The organism is Rhodopirellula baltica SH 1, assembly GCF_000196115.1.
GTDB classification, from domain to species: domain Bacteria; phylum Planctomycetota; class Planctomycetia; order Pirellulales; family Pirellulaceae; genus Rhodopirellula; species Rhodopirellula baltica.
In genome coordinates this window covers 2843637-2860700 of the sequence record NC_005027.1, presented here as the reverse complement: position 1 = coordinate 2860700, position 17064 = coordinate 2843637, and the positions used below count along the sequence as shown (strand labels likewise).

13 protein-coding genes are annotated in these 17064 nt (G+C 56.0%); all 13 read left to right on the top strand.

Annotated elements, in window-relative coordinates; translation table 11 throughout:
- Positions 1 to 356: 356 nt before the first annotated feature.
- The 13 genes from RB_RS11130 (at position 357) to RB_RS11070 (ending at position 17046) form a co-directional block, all read left to right on the top strand.
- Positions 357 to 833 carry a type II secretion system protein GspG gene (locus RB_RS11130; protein ID WP_007325029.1) on the top strand — a complete coding sequence of 159 codons (477 nt, stop codon included), beginning with the start codon at positions 357 to 359 and terminating at the stop codon, positions 831 to 833.
- A 5-nt stretch (positions 834 to 838) separates the two neighbouring features.
- The gene (locus tag RB_RS11125) at positions 839 to 1570 is read left to right on the top strand and encodes a prepilin-type N-terminal cleavage/methylation domain-containing protein (protein WP_011120494.1); all 732 of its coding nucleotides are present in this window, start codon (positions 839 to 841) and stop codon (positions 1568 to 1570) included.
- Between the two features lie 11 nt (positions 1571 to 1581).
- Positions 1582 to 2085: a type II secretion system protein gene (locus tag RB_RS11120; protein WP_164922818.1), complete on the top strand. Its 504-nt coding sequence runs from the start codon at positions 1582 to 1584 to the stop codon at positions 2083 to 2085.
- Positions 2086 to 2125: 40 nt separating this feature from the next.
- Complete coding sequence (locus tag RB_RS11115; RefSeq protein WP_164921875.1) at positions 2126 to 3169, top strand: prepilin-type N-terminal cleavage/methylation domain-containing protein; 1044 nt, start codon at positions 2126 to 2128, stop codon at positions 3167 to 3169.
- Entirely contained in the window at positions 3153 to 4958 is a 1806-nt protein-coding gene (locus RB_RS11110) for a type II secretion system minor pseudopilin (protein ID WP_164921874.1), read from the top strand. The genes RB_RS11115 and RB_RS11110 overlap by 17 nt, the downstream gene beginning before the upstream one ends.
- Before the next feature lie 15 nt (positions 4959 to 4973).
- Positions 4974 to 6587 (top strand): type IV pilus biogenesis protein PilM, encoded by a 1614-nt coding sequence (locus RB_RS11105; protein ID WP_011120490.1) that lies wholly within the window; start codon positions 4974 to 4976, stop codon positions 6585 to 6587.
- Positions 6584 to 7978 (top strand): hypothetical protein, encoded by a 1395-nt coding sequence (locus RB_RS11100; protein ID WP_011120489.1) that lies wholly within the window; start codon positions 6584 to 6586, stop codon positions 7976 to 7978. Before RB_RS11105 ends, RB_RS11100 begins: the two co-directional genes overlap by 4 nt.
- Positions 7979 to 8105: 127 nt before the next feature.
- Complete coding sequence (gene nusA / locus RB_RS11095) at positions 8106 to 9602, top strand: transcription termination factor NusA (protein ID WP_011120487.1); 1497 nt, start codon at positions 8106 to 8108, stop codon at positions 9600 to 9602.
- Between the two features lie 261 nt (positions 9603 to 9863).
- Positions 9864 to 12980, top strand: a complete 3117-nt coding sequence (gene infB / locus RB_RS11090; protein ID WP_011120484.1) for a translation initiation factor IF-2 — start codon at positions 9864 to 9866, stop codon at positions 12978 to 12980.
- A gap of 152 nt (positions 12981 to 13132) precedes the next feature.
- Entirely contained in the window at positions 13133 to 13546 is a 414-nt protein-coding gene (gene rbfA / locus RB_RS11085; RefSeq protein WP_007325039.1) for a 30S ribosome-binding factor RbfA, read from the top strand.
- A 13-nt stretch (positions 13547 to 13559) separates the two neighbouring features.
- Positions 13560 to 14858: a hypothetical protein gene (locus RB_RS11080; RefSeq protein ID WP_011120482.1), complete on the top strand. Its 1299-nt coding sequence runs from the start codon at positions 13560 to 13562 to the stop codon at positions 14856 to 14858.
- Between the two features lie 83 nt (positions 14859 to 14941).
- Positions 14942 to 15682, top strand: coding sequence for a YebC/PmpR family DNA-binding transcriptional regulator (locus RB_RS11075; protein ID WP_007340094.1), 741 nt, complete (start codon positions 14942 to 14944; stop codon positions 15680 to 15682).
- A gap of 38 nt (positions 15683 to 15720) precedes the next feature.
- Positions 15721 to 17046 carry a glycosyl hydrolase family 28-related protein gene (locus RB_RS11070; protein ID WP_164921873.1) on the top strand — a complete coding sequence of 442 codons (1326 nt, stop codon included), beginning with the start codon at positions 15721 to 15723 and terminating at the stop codon, positions 17044 to 17046.
- Positions 17047 to 17064: the final 18 nt, after the last annotated feature.

The window sequence follows — 17064 nt, the reverse complement described above, 5'->3', positions numbered from 1 at the left end:
CACGTTGCGTCTAACGGAACCGAATTCCGCTTGCGAATGCGCTGCGTTCATGTCGACGGACGAGACCATTGAGCCGAAACCACTGAACCGCCCCTTTCGCAATTTGACACTGGGCAGATTCTCTGTTTCGATGACAGGCGGAGCTTGCGGACGCGTTGCTCAGGGGCGGTCCGGCCGAAGTCATCGGTCGCAAATCGTTCAACCTGACCCGATCCACGAAACTTCGGGGCTGGCTTGGGGTTCATTTCAATGTACGCTTGGAAGAATGCTCTCGCCCTCGGGCGGCCACTGTGCCAGCCGATCAGTCGGGCGGGTGCCCTTCCTACCCATCCCACCTTTGCAGAATGTTTCGACTCATGATGCTCACTGATCACCACTGTGTGGCTCACCGAGCCCGTCGCCAAACCGCGACAATGACTTCCCCTCGCTCTCGTCGCAGCACCGCTGCTCGTGCCGGCTTCACGTTGCTGGAACTGTTGTTGGTGCTTTCGATCTTGGTCGTGATCGGCGGGATCGTGTTGGTCAACATCACCGGTGCCCAAGCCGAGGCGAATGCCAACGCGACGACAACCCAGCTCAATTCGCTCAAGAGCAACATCCAGATGTATCAGATCCGGATGAACTCGTTGCCGGAAACGTTGGAGCAACTCCGCGATGGACCAAGCGACTCGGCAAAGAAAGCCAAGTGGGTTGCTCCGATCATCACGGAAATCCCTCTGGATGCCTGGGGCAACGCATTGACCTACAGCGTGAATGGAAACACGTTCGAGATTCGCAGCGGCGGAATCGACGGTCAAGTCAACACGGATGATGACATCATCGTGTCAGGCTGATCGCGATGACGCATTCGTCTCGCGCTGACAGCCATTTGCGCACTCGGTTCGCGTCGCGAGCCGCCTTCACCTTGTTGGAACTGTTGCTTGCGATGGCTGTGTTTGCCGCCATCGCGGCGGTGGTCATCCCAACCGCTGGTGCGTTGTTGTCGGATCGCAGATTGGTTCGCGGGACGGATCAATTGGCTGCCGAGATGACTCGGCTGCGTGTTCGAGCGATGCGAGACGGGCGAGTGATGGTGTTGCGTCCGACGGAGGCAAGCTTTGTCGACGCATCCGGCGCGAGTCAATCGAATGCTTGGATTGTTTCGCCGCTGGGTTCCGCCGCGGATGGGACTCAGGCAATCGATCAATCCGGTTCCCAGTCGGCATTGCTGTCGGGGGCTTCGCAGGCACTAAACGCTACCGCGGTGACACCGGTCGAAGCGGACGCGAGAATCATTCAGATGCCCGAAGGCGTGACGATCACCACCGTGCTGACTTCGCCGGTCGGCGGACAGAGCAGCGCGGAAGCGGCGACGTTGTTGATCAACGCGACCGAATCAACCACCGCGACGGTTCCTAATACGAATGGTGAAGTCGTGCTGACCGCTTCTTCGGATTTTCCGCCCATCTACTTCTATCCGACTGGGCAGACAAGCAACGCGAGAATCACGCTCAGTCATATCGAGGCTGGATCGGGCGCTGTGTTGCTGCGTGGATTAACCGGGGATACCAGCGTCGAGGTGTCACCTTGAACGCAAATCGAATGATCAGCGGTTTGCCGCGTCGGTCGAGTGACACGTTCAGATGCGGATTTTCGCTACTTGAGATGATGTTGTCACTTGCCATCTTGGGCGTTTCTCTCGGCATCCTCGCCCAGATCGCTGGGACGGGAACGGACGCGGCACGGGAAGCTCGCGATCTCAGTCAGGCTCGGTTGATCGCGTCCAGCAAGATGTCGGAATTGCTCGTTTCGGCTTCCACCGGAATGACGCCCGCGGCATCTCCGGCGATGCCAGTGGAGGCGATGGACACCGACGCGACAACAGCATTTCAGGTGCAGATCGACGTTGTGCCGGCTCCGATGGAAGGCATGTTGGCCGTTCGAGTGAGTGTGGAAGCTTTGGATCCCGATGGCGGTCCGGCACTCGCCACTTATTCACTGACTCGATGGATGATCGATCCGTTGATGGGATTGAAAGAAATGGCTGAAGAAGAAGCCGCTTTGCGAGAGGAGGAAGCCAGTGCTGAATCTGCATCGATCCAATAGTCGTCGCTCGATCAAGTCGTTCGCTTGCGGAAAGTCGGTTGTGATTTCACGAGCCGGTTTTACTTTGCTGGAAATGCTTTTGACGCTCGCGCTCAGCGTTGTGTTGATGGGGCTGATCAGCGGTGCGATCAATTTCTACGCTCGTGAAATGGACAATGCGGAGCAACAGTTTCGCGAAGCTCAACTCGCGTCAGCTTTATTGCAGCTGATCGAAGATGATTTGCGGATGACGCTGGTCACTCGCCCAGTGTCCACCGACGCTTTGTCGGATGTGTTGTCCGCGGCGGCGGCTCCGTTGGAAAGTCTTGGCCTTACCGGCGGTGACGCTTCCGGAGGCGAAGCGGATGACGCATTGCCACCGGATGATCCCGATACGCTCAATGGCGATCCGACTTTGGAATCGGACATGGGGATAACGTCCGGAGTCGTTTTGCAGTCGCCTGGTTTGATCGGCAATGAAACTCAGTTGCAGATTGATGTCAGCCACTTACCCAGTTTGGAACAAACTGCCATCGATCCTGATTTGGCGATCAGCTCCGGCGTTGATCTTTTGGACCGACCCAGCGACATCAAAACGGTCACTTATTTTGTTCAGGTCGCGGGCTCGTTTGGAATTCAAGACGAGATGCAAAAGTTGGCTGCGACGGATGCGAACGCAACCGCGAACGTGTCTTCCACCGGCGGTGGTTTGGTTCGGCGGCAATTGGATCGAGCCATCAGCATGCAGGCGTTGTTGACCGGTGGATCGTCCCGTTTGGATCAGACCGGTGAAGTGATCGCTCCTGAAGTTGTCGCGATCGCATTTGAATACTACGACGGTGTGAATTGGTTGCCGCAGTACAGCACTGACGAAACCGGGTATTTGCCGTTGGCGGTTCGTGTTCGTTTGCAATTGGCCCCTCCCGCGTCGCCGGGTGCGGCGTTCGGCGAGACTGCGAGTTCCACCACGATTGGTTTAACCGAAGGGCGTGTGTTCACTCACGTCATTCGTCTTCCCATGTCGTTCCCAGAGGACGGCGAAGCATTGCTTGAAGAGCAAGAAGCTGCCAGCACCGCGGAGGCACCTGATGTCGTCGCAGAATAAATCATTGCGAAAGTCGGATAAGTCCTTGGGACATCAGTGCCAGAACCCGTGCACCAAACCAGTTGGGCGAAACATTCGCCGCCAAGGGTTCTTTTTAGTGCTGGTCTTGATCGTGATTGCGGTCGCGACCATGGCGGTTTACTCGTTCACCGATTTGATGATCGCAGCGGACGAAACGGCATATTTGACGGGCGATCTGGTGCAAGCACGATCGACGGTCGATTCCGGGATTGAAGCGGTCCGTTTGATCCTGGCTCAACCCGCTTCGATGCGAGAGGACGCCGGTGGAGTGTTCAACAACCCGAACATGTTCCAGGGTGTGCCGATCACGGATGGATCACTGGGCAACCCAACCAGCAACTTCACCGTGCTGGCGCCCGGACTAACCGAGATGGGGACGCTGGGTGGCATTCGATATGGATTGCAGAACGAGTCGGCTCGTTTGAACATCAACGCACTGACCGTGTTGGAAGAAAACTCGGATGCTATCAACATGCTGACGGGACTGTCCGGTGGCAGTGTCGATGCGGGAGGCATCTTGGGCGATGCGACCGCGTCGGAGGAGTCTGATTTGTCGACCGAAAACATCGCCGTGACATTGTTAATGACTTTGCCAGGCATGGATGTCACGATCGCGGATGCGATTTTGGACTGGCTCGATGAAGACACCGAGCCGCGGGAGAACGGTTGCGAAGACGAGTACTACACATCACTCGCGACGCCATATGCGGCGGCAAACGGTCCGGTGCAAACGGTGGAGGAACTGCTGCTCGTTCGCGGCGTCACTCCTCAGTTGTTGTTTGGAGCAGACAGCAATCGCAACGGCGTGTTGGACCCTGACGAGCAGCAACGCTATGCGGCCAGCATCGAAACACCTGGGGTTCTCGGTTGGGCCAGTTACTTGACAGTCCATGGTGCCGAAGCCAACAAGACGATGGATGGCGAATTCAGAGTCAATATCAACGGCGAGGATCTGGAAGTCCTCTACGAAGAATTGATGACCGCGATTGGTGATGAAGTGTTCGCGTCGTTCATCGTCGCTTATCGGATTTCGGGAGAGTCGTCGCTTGCCGCATCGGTGGCCAGTGGCGCGAGTGCGGAAGCGTTGGCGGCCCAGGGGATCGAGGCGCAGGACGCTGACAACGCAAATTCTGAATCAGAAGGGACGGTGCTGCCGTGGTCCGTCGAAGCCTTGGACGATTTCGATTTAACCGGAGGTGCCGCTGTCGAATTCAATCAGGTTCTTGATCTGATCGACGCGAAAGTTTCGTTGGAGCGAAACGGTGAAACATTCACGTACACATCGCCTTTGATTGGCGAGCCCACTTTGCTGGCCGAGTTCCTACCGTTTTTGATGGATCAATTGACGACGCAAGACGGCGACGTTTTGCCTGGCCGAATCAATCTGAACGAGTGTCCGGCGGAATTGTTGATGGGCGTTCCATTGGTTGATGTGGACACGATGACGGCGATTCTCGAAGCACGCTCTCAGGACGTTGGGGGGACGACTTCTGACCGCAACCACGAAACTTGGCCGCTCACGGAGGGTTTAGTCACCGTGGATCAAATGCGAGCGTTGTTGCCGCTGGTAACCGCTCGCGGCGACGTCTTTCGAGCTCAAGTCATTGGGTTCGATTCGGGCTCCGGTTTGGCCGCCAGAGGCGAGGCCATCATCGACGCGTCCACACCCAATCCGCGTGTGGTTCACTACCGAGACCTGACGCATTTGGGTCGCGGGTTCGATCTGTCGGTCCTGGGCGGAAACATCGTGGTTCCGAACAACAACTGAGTAAACTATTGCACCATGACTAAAAAAGTAGCCGTCGATTGGGACGAACAGCAGATTCGCATTGTGGTCGGAGAGGTCTCCGGCAAGCAGACTCGAATCGTTGATGCCGCGATTTTGCCGATTCAAACCGCCGGCGTGGGATCCACGTTGCGCAAATGGATCCAAGAACACGGGTTGGAAAAATCGGAGTGCTTGGTCGCGGTTGGTCGCGATTCAGCGGAGCTTCGTCAGATGGAGTTCCCACCCGTTCCGGACGATGAACTGCCGGACATGATCCGGTTCCAGGCGGTGCGAACTTTCGCGTCCGCTGGCGATAGTGCCACGGTGGATTATTTGCCGACCAGCCGAACCGAAAAGGGCGTGCGAGCGATCGTTTCGGCCACCGGAGCGAGCAAGCTCGATCCAATCCGGAAAGCGATCGGCGAAGCGGGCATGACCGTCGGTCGAATCGCACTGCGTCCCATCGCTGCGGCAGCACTCTATCAAATCATCTTGAGGGACAAGACCAACGATTCGACTCGGTCGACTTTGGCATTGATTGACTTGGTCGGTGACGAAGCGGAAATCGTTTTGTTCCGGGGCCGTGATGTTTCATTTGTTCGTTCGGTCCGATTGCCTTCGCAGTCACCGGCGCGGGTCAACGCGTTGGCCGGTGAGCTTCGCCGCAGCATGATCGCTTGCGGGGCATCGGGTTCGCCTTGTGACATCGCGATTTGGGGAACACCCGATCGCCATCGCGAAGAGCTCGATCAGCTCGCCGCTCGCTTGGACCAAGGGCAGGACACGCCTTCCGAAAAACGGCTGATCAATCCACTGCAGATTGTCGACTGTGATCCCTCGGTGGAACCATCGGTCGGCGAGACAGTTGGTCGACTAGCACCGTTAGTCGGTCTGTTGGTCGCCGATGAAGCTTACGCGGATCGCTTGATCGATTTTGCGAATCCACGTCAGTACATCCCGCCGAGCACCAATCGCGGCAAGATGGCCGCGATGATCGGTATCCCCGCTGCCATCGTGTTGGGGCTGGGGTGGATGTTTTGGAGTCAGCTCAGTTCTCGCGACTCGGAGATCAAACGCCTGGAAGCCGCGAATGCGACGATGCGAGACCAAGTCAAAACGGCAGACGCGAGCGTTCAGCGAACCGAGAGAGTGGATCAGTTCCTCGATGCTGATGTGAACTGGCTAGAAGAAATCGAACGTCTGGCCGCAGCCTTGCCGCCATCGGATCAGTTGATTCTGAAACAGGTTTCCGCTCAGGCAGATTCCCGTCAGGGTGGCGGACGGATGGTCGTTTCCGGATTGGTGACGTCGCCCGATGTGATTGACGAAATGGAGTCGTCGCTGCGGGATGAATCGCACCGCGTTGTTGGTGACGGTGCGAGCCAAGTTGACACCGAAGATGCTTACCGTTGGCAAATTCGCGAAACAGTCTCGGTGGAAACCGAAAGCGTTCGCGCGGATCGTTACGAGCGGATTGCGAAGGCCGCCGAAGAAGAACCTGCTACCAAGCCGAGTGAGGACGGCGAATCCACGCCGAATCCCGATGCACCTTCATCTGACCAGGGATCGCAGGACGCTTCGAAGTCGGCAAGCCTCGACGTAAACGTTCAACCGGAGGTGCAGTCATGACTCAACGTGAACGCTTTTTAGCGATGGCCGTTGGTGGCCTGTTCGTAGTCATTGCATTTCAGTGGGGATTCAATCGTTACCGAGATGCGATCAAGTTTCGTGACAACCGTTTGGCTGGTTTGCAGAACGAAGCCAACACGCTCAACGAGAAGTTGTTGGCTGGTGCCTACGCCGATCGCCAGATGGGCGAGTACATGGTGCGTTCATTGCCCAGCAATCCCGAGCGGGCGCAAAGCATCTACCAATCGTGGTTGTTGGGCACGGTTCGCGAGGCTGGGTTGAGAGACGCAGGAGTTGACCCTGTCAGCGATGCGCCGGTTGGCGATCTCTATTATCGGTACGGTTTTCGAGTTTCTGGCAAAACGACGTTGAACGGGTTGGTCGGGTTGTTGCACGACTTTTACGCTCGCGATTACTTGCATCGAATTCGCGAACTGAACTTTGGACCGTCGCGAACGGGTGATTTGAACGTTGAGATGACCATCGATGCGATCTCACTGAACAACGCAGCGATCGACGCGAAGATTCCGGAACGCGAATCGTGGCGGGTTGCCAAGTCACTCGATGAAACTCGGCAAACGATCTTGAATCGAAACTTCTTCCAGCCACCCAACCAACCGCCTGTCTATGCCGGTGATGCAACCTTGGTTGCCGTCAAAGGCGAAAAGACAGATGTCCGGTTGAAGGTCGATGATCCCGAAGGCACTGACGTGACTTACGAGTTGGAAGGTGAGTTGCCCGAATGGGCCAGCTTCAAAGCTGATTCGGGAACGTTCACGTTCAACCCGCCTGCGGATCCTGAGGACGGTGAAAAATCAGGCGATGGATCTTCGGCATCCAGCGACGAGCCGCTGAAGGTTGTCGTTCGAATGACAGACACCGGTTATCCACGCCGTCAGATCGAAAAGACTTTGGCAGTCAAGCTTGAGAATCCTCCGCTGCCAAAAGAACCCGACCCACTGCCTCCAAAGTTTGACGATGCGACTCAGACTTATTTGACCGCGTTGGTTCAGGGACGCGATGACTGGACGGCATGGATGAACGTTCGGACTCGCGGTGAAACGCTGAAGTTGCAAGTCGGAGATTCGTTTGAGATCGGATCGATGAAAGGCAGCGTCAAATCGGTATCGGCCCGAGTGGTTCTGTTGGAGATCGACGGCAAGGAGTACGAACTGCGACCATCGGGCAAGTTGTCCGAAGCGGTGGCTTTGGAGTCTCCGGAGCAACCGAAGGAAACGGAGGCTCCGACAGACGGGGGCGCACCTGAGGCGGCGGACGAAACGCCGGCCGAAGCTCCTGCTTCGGCGCCGGAGCAATCCGAAACGCCATCCGAACAAACGGAAGAAGCTGACTCATCCGAGGAGCCAACCCCACAATCGCAGCTGGATTGACCCCAGTTCGGATTGACAATTCAACCGCCGAGCGATAGTCTCGGTTCATCACCAGGGAAATCGTTCGCCCGGGCCGATTCGGTCCGGGCTGTTTTTTTATCTTTTCGTCACAAGACTTCTCTTCGCCATGAATCCGCAAGACATTTTGCGATACGTCGATTCGCTGCATCGCGATAAAAACATCGATCCAGAACTGCTGTTTCAGGCGATCGAGTCGGCTCTACAAAGCGCGGCAAAGAAGCAGTACGGCGAAGAATCGGATGTGATTGTATCGATCAGTCGCGACAATGGAGCGATCGCCGCGACCTTGGCTGGCGAACCTCTTGGTGACGATCAAATTGGTCGCATCGGAGCTCAAACGGCGAAGCAAGTCATCATCCAAAAGGTCCGCGAAGCAGAACGCGACGCCTTGATGTTGGAATACCGCGATCAGATCGGTGAGATCGTCAGCGGAATGATTGGGCGTGCTGACGGCGGCGTGGCGACCGTCAACCTGGGCAACGTCGAAGCCATCCTGCCACGCAGCGAACAAATTCCTGGTGAAAGCCTGCATGCGAACGAACGCGTTCGTGCGATCGTATTTGAAGTCCGTCCATCCGGTGGCAACCGCGTTCGCGTTGTGTTGTCTCGCACCCGGCCGCAATTCGTACAACGTTTGTTTGAACAAGAGATTCCCGAACTGAACGACGGCGTGATTGCCATCAAGTCGATCTCTCGTGAACCTGGCTACCGAAGCAAGGTTGCCGTTAGCAGCGAAGATCAGCAAATCGATCCAATCAGTGTTTGCGTGGGCTATCGCGGCAGCCGGATCAAAGCCGTTCGCGAAGAGTTGGCCGGTGAGCACATCGACGTGGTCCGCTATGACAGCGATCCCGAAGTGTTGATCCCCAACGCCTTGCAACCTGCTGAAGTCGATCAAGTTTTGTTGTGCGACATGATCGGTCGTGCGATCGTGTTGGTTCAAGAAGACCAGCTTTCGCTCGCGATTGGTCGTCGTGGCCAAAACGTGCGATTGGCCAGCAAGCTCTGCGGCTGGGACATTGAAATCATGACCAACGCCGAGCTCGAAGAACAGATCGAACGAGCGGTGGGTGGTTTTAGCCAGATTCCAGGCATCACCGAAGAAATCGCTCAGGCGTTGGTCGAACAGGGTTATTTGTCATATGACGACTTGTCCGTGATCGAGCCCGACCTGTTCATGGAAATGAGCGGCTTGAGCGAAGCGGATGTCGATCGGATCGTCGAAACGGCGGAAGCCAAAGCGGAAGAGGCAGAACAAGCCGCCGCGGAAGAACGACGCGTTCGTCGCGACCAGGAACGAACCGACCAAAACGCTCCTGCACTGGCAAAGGCTGAAACTCCAGCTGCCGAAGAGAGCACGGAAGAAGCAACCGCTGAAACCGCGGATGCGGAGAACGCAGAAGCAGCCGATGGTGATCAGCCAGCTGCTGAAGTTGCAACCGAAACATCGGAGACTACCTCCACCGAAGAGGCCCCCGTCGAACCCGCTGATGAAGTGAGTGGGCCAGTCGCGGATGAGGGCGAGACTGAATCCGAAGAGCCAGAGCCGATCGCCGAAGCGGTTGAATCGTCTGAGGCCGAAGGTAACAAGCAGGAAGGTTGAGTGAGCCGTTTTCAAAAACGGGCCACGTACGCTATCCTAACGTGGGACAGAAGCAAAGTTGGTCTTTGCAATCGTCCTTGGGACAATTTGAACGCTATGAAATTCCCCGTTGTTTTCAGCGAGTTTGGTGCATTTTCACCGGCTGGCGGTAGCAACGATGGAGGTCTTTTTATGCGATTTTGATGAACGAAACCACGAAGCCGCACCCGCAAGGAATTGCGAGCGGACTTCACCTATCGAATTTGACAGGACCCCGACCCAGTGCCAGTACGCATTTACGCGCTCGCCAAAGAACTGAATCTCGACAGCAAAGAACTCGTTGATGTGGTGAAAAAAGCCGGCATCACGGGCAAAGGTTCCGCGCTGGCCAGTCTCTCAGACGAAGAGGCCCAGCAAGTGCGAGGTCATCTCGCCGGTTCCGCTGCGAAATCTGAACCAAAGCCAAAAGCTGCACCCCCAACGAAGGATACGCCTACGGCTCCCGTTGCACCCGTTCGTGATTTGAGCGGTGCGACCGGTCGAAAGCCATCGGCGATCAACGTGGGCCGCCCTTCCAAACCAGCGGAGGCCGCCGACAATCCCAACGCACCGGCACAGCCGATTCGCGATGGTGGCCGCCCAGTTGGCAAACCCGCACCGATCGTGCGAACACCCAAACTGGCGCCCGCTCCCGAAGCGAAAGCTCCTGAGGCACCGGCAGCCGATGGTTCGCCAAAACCCGAGATTCGTCTGCCAAAGACTGGCGGAGTCGGAACCGGTATGGCTTCACCAAGCGGACGCGGAATTGGCATGGGCGCCAAAACGGATGGTCAATCGACCAAACCCGAATCGGCTGCCTCAGCCCCAAGCGTTCCTGGTCCCAAATCGGACTCCGGTGGACGCAAAGCACCGGAATCACCCAAACGCGAATCCGCACCAGTCGCTTCATCGGATGACGATGGTTCGTCCAACAAGGGCGGTGGTTTGGCGAGCCGAATCGCGGGACGGATGGGTAACAATTCCTCTGGCCGTGTCGTTCCCAATACTCCCGGAACGCCTCTGTCTGCCGTGCGTCGCGATTCCGCGTCTGCTGGCGGAAAAATGCGATCCTTGGATCGTTCGCGAAATCGTCCGGAAGAAGCCGCCAAAGCCGGTGATGCTGGCAAGTCAAAGAAACGCGAACCTCGTATCAAGGTCAACTTGGCTCAATTGCCCAGTGCACCAGCGAAGCCTGCTGCTCCGACTGGCAGCTCCGGGCCAGCGGCTCAGAAACCAGACATCAAGCTGACCCGCGATGTCATTGAGGGTCACAAGCAGGGCATGAAAGCTCCGCTTGCTCGCCTCGAACAAGACGAAGCGGACAAGAAGCAACGCAGCAAGAAGACAGCCGAAGGCACCGTTGGACTCGCGGGACGTGGTAAACGCGTCATCGATGAAGACGAAAAGCCAAAGAAGAAGGGCTTGGCCGGAATGGCCAGTGCTCGTGCCGAACGGCAACGTGGCGGTGGTGGTCGGCGGATCGTCGGTTCCGATGGCGGAGATCGTCATCATTACCGACGTTCGCGTCCTCGTATTCGTCGTAAAGGCGTCAACACCGCTGCACCTCGGAAAGAAAAGGTCCAGATCGAATTGCCGTGTACCGTTCGCAATTTCTGCGAAGGGTCTGGGTTGAGTGTCGCTGACGTGATGCGAACCCTGATGGGTATGGGCATGATGGTGAACATCAATGCGGACATCGATTTCGAAACCGCCGAGTTGCTTGCGACCGAACACGATCTCGATATCGAGTTGAAGGCCGCTGAATCACTCGAACAAGAGCTGATCACCGAAATCGAAGAAACGGCTGACGACCCTGACACGTTGGTCGCTCGTCCTCCGGTTGTGACCTTCCTCGGTCACGTTGACCACGGAAAAACCAGCCTGCTGGATCACTTGGTTGGCATCAATGTCGTCAAGGGCGAAGCCGGCGGGATCACCCAGCACATTCGTGCGTACAAGATTGACAAAGACGGTCGCGCGGTAACGTTTGTTGATACACCTGGTCACGAAGCGTTTACCGAAATGCGTGCTCGTGGTGCGAATGTGACTGACATCGCCGTGTTGGTGGTGGCTGCCGATGACGGCATCATGCCGCAAACCGAAGAAGCCATCAGCCACGCGAAAGCGGCAGAAGTGCCAATCGTCGTTGCGTTGAACAAAATCGATCTCGAAGGGGTCGATGCGAACCGCGTCATGACTCAATTGACCGAACATCAACTCACGCCCAGTGAATGGGGCGGTGATGTTGAAATCGTTCGAACCAGTGCCACCCAAGGCACCGGGATGGACGAGTTGTTGGACACATTGTTGACGATCGCTGAACTGAACGAGTACTCGGCCAACCCGAACCGATCGGCGTTGGGCGTGTGTTTGGAATCGGAACAACAGGGTGACCGCGGTGTGGTTGCAAAACTGATTGTTCAGAACGGTACACTTCGAGTCGGTGACATCTTGGTTTGCGGTCCGGCTCACGGTCGGGTGCGTGCAATGCAAGACACGCTGACTGGCAAACCGATTACAGAAGCCGGTCCAAGTACGCCTGTCAGCTTGATGGGTTTGGACACGCCTCCTGGTGCGGGCGATCGTTTCCACGTCCTCAAGGACATTTCACAGGCACGCGAAATCGCGAGTGCTCGTGAAGGTGAATCGAGTCGTCAGAGCTTGTCGGGTATTACGACCAAGGTTAGCTTCGACTCATTCCAAGAGATGCTGGAAGACGGCAAGCTTGGCGAATCGGCTGACACCGTGAAGCTGAACTTGATCATCCGCGCCGACGCACGTGGTTCGCTGGAAGCAATCGATAAAGAGCTGAGCAAATTCGATCATCCCGAAGTGGAGATTCGAGTTCTGCAACGCAGTGTCGGTGGCATCTCGCTCGCCGATGCGACACTGGCAAGTGCTTCCGACGCGGTCATCTTGGGCTTCAACGTGATTCCCGATGACAAAGCTCGTTCACTGGCCGAAGAACGCGGTGTTGAAATCCGTCGCTACGACGTCATCTACAAGTTGACCGATGACATCCGTGCATTGATCGAAGGGCGTTTGAAACCGGAAGAACGTGTTGTCGAACTCGGCCGTGCGTTGGTCAAACAAGTCTTTTCGATCAGCCGAGTTGGCACGATCGCAGGTTGCTACGTCGCACAGGGTTCGATTCAGCGGAACTGCCGCATTCGAGTCAACCGAGACGGGCGAACGATTGGTGACTACCAACTCGACACGCTTCGTCGGATCAAGGAAGACGTCAAGGAAGTGCCTCGCGGCATGGAATGCGGTATCCGTCTTCAAGGCTTCAACGACATCAAACAAGACGATGTTTTGGAAGCTTACAAGATCGAAGAAGTCGCTCGAAAACTCGATTGATCTTCGAGTCGGAAACTGACGGCACATGGCATCGATGTGTCGTCAGCGACCATCACGGAATGAATTCAGTCCAGCGATCGATGCGGGCATCATGGCTCGCGTGACGTTTTTTCTGATGCGTTTGCACGCTCCTCTCTGTTGAAGTTTGTCTTTTGTCCAGTCGACGTTTGCTCAAAGCCGCCGAAGCGATCCGCGAAGTGGTCGCGAATGCGATCGTGACCGAAGTCCGCGATCCGCGTGTTCGTGATGTCACGGTCATCGGGGTCGAGGTTTCACCCGATATGCGCGAAGCCAAAGTGAAGGTCAGCGTGATGGGCGACGAGACCCAGAAGAACCTGTCACTGCGTGGACTGCAAAACTCGGCAGGGTTCCTGCAGAGCAAAATTGCCAACCGAATGGATACCCGTTACACGCCCAAGTTGCGGTTCGAGGTCGATCGTGGCCAAGAGAACGCGATGACGGTGAGCGAGATTCTTGCCCGGATTCAGCAAGAAAAAGAAGGCGCGACCGACGATCGTGACCAAAATGATTCTGGCGAAGACGCCACTCCCCACTCAAACGATTGATTACCGCATTTAGATGTCAGCCACTAACCGCGCGAAACTGATTACAAAGCTGCAGACAGCTTTGAAAAAACACTACGACGTGGCCCCCGCCACCCCGTCGCGTCCTCTCCTCGAACACGCGCTGTATGCCTGCCTGCTCGAAGACTGCCCCGCTGATTTGGCCGACGAAGGCCTGGCGAAGTTGGAGCAAGATTATTTCGATTGGAACGAAGTCCGCGTCACCACGGTGACCGAATTGGCCGCCGTTTTGTCGAGTCTTCCGGATCCGAACAAAGCCGCCCAACGTCTGAAGTCCATTCTTCAAGCGATCTTTGAAGAGTTCTACAGCTTTGATCTGGATCACCTGAAAAAGGAGAACCTCGGCAAAGCCGTGGCGAAGTTCGAAGGCATGTCCTCAATGACTCCCTTCGTGCTCAGCTACATCATTCAGCACGGACTCGGTGGGCACTCAATTCCAATCGATTATTCCGCCATGGTGGTGATGTTGGTCACCGGTATCGCCAGCCAAGCGGAAGCATCCGATGGTCGCGTTCCCGGTCTCGAACGTGCCGTGCCAAAGAGCAAGGGCGTTGAGTTTGCAGCCTTGATGCATCAACCAGCCGTTGCGCTGTTGATGGATCCAAAGGACAAGAACGCTCGGACGTTCCTTGAGTCGGTTGCCAAAGGAAGTTCCAAAGAACTCGACGAATGGTTGACCAGCAAAGAAGCCGCGATCAAACGAGTGAAAGCTCGTAAGAAAGAAGAACGTGAAGCGGCCAAACAAGAAGCTGAGGCGGAAGCCGCAGAAGAAGCAGAAGCAAAGTCGGCTGTTTTGGTCAAGCGAAGCGCCAAAAAAGGCAGCCGCGTGACCAAGTCTTCGGTTCAACAAAAGTCAGCTGCTGAACAGGCTGCCGAGTCGCAGGCGCGTTTGGCCGCGGAAGCGAAGAAGGCAGAAGCCAAGGCTGCTGCCAGTTCCAAGTCGACCAAGAAGAAGGCGACGACGGACAAGTCCTCCAGTACGGCCAAAAGCTCGACATCTGGTACTGCGAAAAAGTCCAGCAAGACATCGGCTTCAAAGACGGCGTCCAAATCGACTGAGACGACTAGGTCCGCGGGGGAGAAATCCTCCAAAACGTCGACAACCAAGAAGGCGCCTGCGAAGAAGTCCGGCAGCAATGCCAAGCCAAGCAGTAGTGCGAAAGAAGCGGCTCCGAAGAAGTCGGCCAAGAAGAAGTCGACAACCACCAGCAAATCTGCCTCGACCGACTCCTCCAGTTCTGCTGCTGGCAAGAAAGCCACCAACCGTAAATTGACCAAGCGGAAACCCCGCTGATCTCAGTGAGGATCGGTCCGATTCCGATGGACGCGATCGCACTCCAGTGAACAACGATTGATCCAAACCGGAAGGACACACTCATGGCAGGTCATAGTAAATGGGCGAACATCCAGCACCGCAAAGGGCGCGTTGACGCTCAGCGGGGAAAGATGTGGAGCAAGCTCAGCAAAGCAATCATCGTTTCGGCGAAGATGGGCGGAGGTGATCCTTCGCTTAACATCCGGTTGCGGAAAGCGATCGATGACGCCAAAGCTGTTTCAATGCCCAAGGACAACATCGAGCGGGCGATCAAACGAGGCACTGGCGAGCTTGATGGCGATGCCGTTGAAGAAGTCCTCTACGAGGGCTACGGTCCCGGCGGTGTCGCTGTGATGTGTTTGGCGCTCACGGACAACCGAAACCGCACCGCTCCCGAGTTGCGAACCATGTTCGGTAAGTTCGGTGGAGAGCTGGGGAAGACGGGATGTGTCTCTTACCTGTTTGAACGCAAGGGTATTTTCGTATTTGGCGAAGGTGCGGACGAAGAAAAGGTTACCGAGCTTGCTCTCGAGAACGGGGCGGATGACGTTGAGGTCGACGAGGATGGCAAAGTTCAAGTGACTTGCAGTCCCGAAGCCTTCAGCGATCTGGAAGTCGCCTTTGACGAAGCAGGCATGGACACCGAAGTTAGCGAAGTGACGCAGATCGCCTCCACCAATGTGGATCTAGACGAGAGTGTTTCAGGCAAGGTGTTGGCTTTGCTTGAGGCATTGGATGATCACGATGATATTCAAACGGTCAGTACGAACGCGAACTTTCCTTCTGAGTCGGTTTCGGAATAGAACTGCGGCGTTCACCGCTCTTGATTCAGGCGTCCACCATGCGAGATTGCGTTGTCTTCTTTTGCATGGTTTTGACGCTTGGTTTGCTTCCGGCTGTGGATGCCCGATCGGATGATCCACCGGTTCCTGAGATCGGTGTTGCCGGAGGGAAGGATCGCCCGTCCAGTAAGTGGATCGTTGGCGATCATGTGCTCGAGACGTCTCGGTCCATCAACGCCACGCACTTTGGTTTGAGTGCGGATTCCGACGCGGATCAGTCGATTGCGATGGCCGACGCTATTTCGCATGCTGCGAATTCGGCCGATATCGATACGGTATATGTTCCCTCCGGAACCTACCGGTTCTCTCGCCCAATCAATTTGCGTTCGGGCGTCAACTTCATTGGCGATGGAGCAGGTAGAACGATCTTGGAAGGTCGTGGGCTACGCACATATTTGCTCAATGCGCGGCGAATGAACGGAAGCGAAGCTTTGATAGCGGGGCTGACACTACGCAATCCGCATCGAACTGTGGTGATGGATGGAGTCAGTCGCCTGCACTTTCGCCATGTTGAGTTTGCGGGAGGGATCGTTCGGCTTCAAAATTGTTCGGACATCTCCTTGGAAGCCAACTTGTTCCGAGAAAACAGGGGCAAGTCCGGTTATGCCAGCAACAACTGCGATCGCATCCGAATTGTTCACAACCGATTCGAATCGATCGAAAATGGCAGCGTGAATCTCAGCCGTCATCGTGATTGTTACGTGGCCTGGAATGAGATCACCGCGAAGAGTTTGTTGGACTCCGGGTACGCGGGAATTCGTCTTCCGAATGATGCGATAAATAATTTGGTGGAGCACAACCTCATCGAGAATCATGGCCGTGGAATCTTTGTCTTGTCATCCTCGGAAAACAATGTCATTCGAAACAACATTGTTCTGGGGGCGACCAAGCAAGGTGCGCTGATCCAATCGTCGAACAACCGGTTGGAGTCGAACGTGATCGTGGATGCGGGAGAGCAGTCCATTTATGTCGTGGACGCGGTCGCCAGTTCTTCGCCAACTCCATCCATCGCAGATCACAACCATCTCTTGCGAAACGTGATTTATGACACGCACTCGCAACGAGGTGATCGTTTCATCGCGTTGAAGGTTTCCACGGAACGGAACACCATCGTCGAAAACGTCATCTCGAGCCACTACGGTCGCGAATTCAGAGCGATTCGTCCCGGTGCCGGAAATGTCGAGCGTGACAACGAATATCAGCCCGACGTTGGTCAGGCACAAACACGCTCGTTGGTGCAATCCATTAAAGAGCAAGTTGCAGCCCACTTGGTATTCAAACGATCCAGCGAAAACAGTGTTCCAACGTCATCGGCCGGCCGGTGAGATCCCTTGCGTTGGTGT